This is a genomic window from Cupriavidus basilensis (assembly GCF_029335485.1).
In the GTDB taxonomy this organism is placed as follows: Bacteria; Pseudomonadota; Gammaproteobacteria; order Burkholderiales; family Burkholderiaceae; genus Cupriavidus; species Cupriavidus basilensis_E.
Genome location: NZ_JARJLM010000022.1, coordinates 1 through 3,084, shown reverse-complemented (window position 1 = coordinate 3,084; position 3,084 = coordinate 1). Strand labels below are relative to the sequence as shown.

Annotated in this window: 3 protein-coding genes and 1 pseudogene; all 4 read left to right on the top strand. The window is 70.3% G+C overall.

What is annotated here, in order from left to right; all coding sequences use genetic code 11:
• Window positions 1–1,014: pseudogene (gene flhF / locus P3W85_RS01635) on the top strand (flagellar biosynthesis protein FlhF); the annotation flags it as partial.
• A gap of 3 nt (window positions 1,015–1,017) precedes the next feature.
• Window positions 1,018–1,836 carry a MinD/ParA family ATP-binding protein gene (locus P3W85_RS01630; RefSeq protein ID WP_276263488.1) on the top strand — a complete coding sequence of 273 codons (819 nt, stop codon included), beginning with the start codon at window positions 1,018–1,020 and terminating at the stop codon, window positions 1,834–1,836.
• Between the two features lie 44 nt (window positions 1,837–1,880).
• The gene (locus P3W85_RS01625; RefSeq protein WP_017225388.1) at window positions 1,881–2,597 is read left to right on the top strand and encodes an RNA polymerase sigma factor FliA; all 717 of its coding nucleotides are present in this window, start codon (window positions 1,881–1,883) and stop codon (window positions 2,595–2,597) included.
• Window positions 2,594–3,025, top strand: a complete 432-nt coding sequence (locus tag P3W85_RS01620) for a flagellar protein FlhE (protein ID WP_017225389.1) — start codon at window positions 2,594–2,596, stop codon at window positions 3,023–3,025. Before P3W85_RS01625 ends, P3W85_RS01620 begins: the two co-directional genes overlap by 4 nt.
• Window positions 3,026–3,084 lie beyond the last annotated feature (59 nt).

Genomic DNA, 3,084 nt, shown 5'->3' with positions numbered 1-3,084 from the left:
CCGCGCCCCTGGCAGCACACCTTGTGGCTGGCGGATCGCGACGGCCTGCCGCTGGCCGCTGCCGCCGCGCCGGCGGGCCGGGTGGGCCCCTCGCTACAAGCCGCCCAGGGTGGCTGGGAGGCGGATGCCGCTAACCTGTGCGCTGCCATCGCCGCAGCCCGTACCGTGGTCCATGTGCTGGACGCCATGCCAGGTGCCGCCGCGCTGGCGCGCTGGCAGCAAGCTGGCGAGCGCTGGTTCGCCGCCGCCCGCAAGACCACGCGCGTGGCCAGCGGCGGCGCGGCCGCCAAGCTCGACGCGCTGGCTGAAACGCTGACCTTCCACGCGGTAGAGGATATCGACTACCGCGGCCGCGATGCCGTGCAGTGGATCGCCCAGGGCCCCGTGCGGGTGCTCGAGGGTCAGGCCCGTGGCACGCGCGGCGCTGCCGAGGCAGGCATCGAGGCAGGCTTGCTGGTGTCGCGTGTGGTCGATCGCGAGAACGGTCAGACCCTCGCGGTGAATTACCTGCTGTGCGATCCGGCGCTGTCGGCCGAAGGCGCGCAGCTGGCCCGCTGGGCCCGTTGGGCCGAGGCCGGCGAAGCGCAACTGCGCACGCTGCGCCATGCGCTGGACCATCTTGGCCAGGGCGCAGAGCGGCAAGACGGCGGCACCGGGTCCGCGCACGAGGTCCAGGCTTGCGCCCGGCTGCTGGCGCTGCAGATGGGCCTGGCCGCGCTGCGGCTGGAACTGGCAGCCGAGGGCACGGCCGCGGCCTTCCTCGCGCGTCTGTCCGGCCGTGCGCCGGCCCGCCAGACGCCGGGTGCAGCCGTGCTGGTGGAGGGCATGGGGCGTCTGCTGGCCCTGCTCGACGTGCTGGAGAACTATCCGGCCCGGGGTCATCGCGCCGCCATGCCCGCCGTGCCGGAAACCCAGCCGGAAAATGCTCGCGCCAGCGATGCCGGTGGCTTGCTCGAAGCGAGCATGAGCCATAGCCGCACGTTCCGGACGCTGGCGCAGGTGCAGGGGGAATAAGCCGTGAATCTACTCGCCTCCGACCAGGCGGAGAGCCTGCGGCGCATGCTGGCGCCACGCGCCACGCGCCGCATCGCGGTGGTCGCGAGCGATGCCGGCGCCGGCGCCACCACGGTAGCGCTGGGCCTGGCCAACGCGCTTGCCTTGCAAGGCGAGCGCGTGCTGCTCATCGATGAGGATCGCTTCGGCGCGCGCGCCACCCGGCTGGCCGGCGCAAGCCCGGAGGGCACCCTGGCCGCCGTGCTGGGTGGCGCGCTGACGCTGGAAGCGGCGCTGGGCAAGCGCCCTGCCGGTGCTATCGCGGTACTGCCCGGCAGCCCGCAAGCCAGCGGCGACCCGCAGGCGCTGAGCGCCTTTCGCACCGTGGTGAGCGATGCCCGCAGTGAGGCGGACGGTGGCCTGTCGCAGTTTGCCGGCACGGCGCACAACCTTGTCGTGGTGCTGCGCGCGGAGCCGGACTCGATCAAGGCCGCTTACGCCGCGATCAAGCGGATGAACCACCTGTATGCCTGCCGCCGCTTCCACCTGGTGATCAACGCCGCCGCCAGCGAGTCCGCCGCCGGCGCCGTGCTGGGTAACCTGGCGCGCACCGCCAGCCAGTATCTCGGCGTCGACGCGCGCCCCGCCGGCAGCCTGCCGTCCGACCCGCTGGTCGGGCGCAGCGCCGCGCTGGGCCGCTGCGTGGTCGAGGCCTTTCCCGCCGCACCCGCCACCGCCGCGCTGCGCCGCATTGCATTGAGCATTGCAGCCTGGCCATTGGCCACCGGTTCCCGTTCAACCCTGACGGCGCCGACGGCGCCGTCAGCCACGGCCCTGGCCTAGCGCCGGGGCCGGCAAGCCAAGCCAGGACTCACGAGAATTCCATTATGTACACGATTCAGGGAAAGCTCGAACAGACCGATACCGTGACCGCGCATGCATCCCTGGTGCGTCGCATCGCTCTGCAACTGGCGGCCAAGCTGCCCGCCAGCGTCCAGCTCGACGACCTGATCCAGGCCGGCATGATCGGCCTGCTAGACGCCGCCAAGCGTTACGAAGACACCCATGGTGCACGCTTCGAGACCTACGCCAGCCAGCGCATCCGTGGCGCCATGCTCGACGAGGTACGCGCCAACGACTGGCAATCGCGCAGCCTGCGGCAGTTCACGCGGCGCATCGAGCGCACCATACGTGGCCTGGAGCAGACGCTGGGCCGCGCGCCACTGGACTCCGAGGTGGCACAGGAGCTGGACCTGCCGCTCGACGAGTACCAGACACTGCTCAACGAGGTCTACGGTTGCCAGTTGTTGCACTACGAGGACTTCGAACGCTCCGGCGAGGAGGATTTCCTCGACCGGCACCTGAGCGTCAGCGACGATGGCAATCCGCTCACCGTGCTGATGGAAAGCGGCATGCGCGAAGCACTCATCCGCGCCATCGAACGCCTGCCCGAGCGCGAGAAACTGGTGCTGTCGCTGTGCTATGACCAGGAACTCAACCTGCGTGAAATCGGCGCCGTGCTGGAGGTGACGGAATCGCGGGTCTGCCAGATCCGCAGCCAGGCCATCACGCGCCTGCGCTCGCAGCTGCGCGGCCTGCTATGACTTTGCGCCGCCACTGCGCCGCCGCGGCGGTCCTGGCCTATGCCTGCTGCCAGGCGTGGGCGGCGCCGGATGTGTCCGCGCTCCATTCCTGGACCGCCTCCGTGGGCGGCCCCGCGCTGTATGGCAAAGGGGCGCGTGCGGTATCCACGCCGATCGCGCCGACTGGCTACCTGCCACAGTCGCAAGGCGAGATCACGACGGTGCGGTGGCGCTACAGCTTCAATCCGTCGCCGCCGCGGGAACTGCAGGCCTATCTCTGCAATGCGCAGCGCTGCGTGCTGCTGGCAGGGGCGGAGGGGCTTACCGAGGCCTTTCGCGGCGACGATGCTACGAAGGGGTTTGTTTTTGCTTTTCAGGTGCCGGGGCGGGGGGCGTTGACGCCGGTGTTGCTGGGGCAGGCGAATCAGGTGACGGTGAATTTTCGGTAGTGGTTTTTTGGGGGGGCTGATGGGTGTTTTTGGCGCCTGGAGGGTCCTCTTGCGTTTGT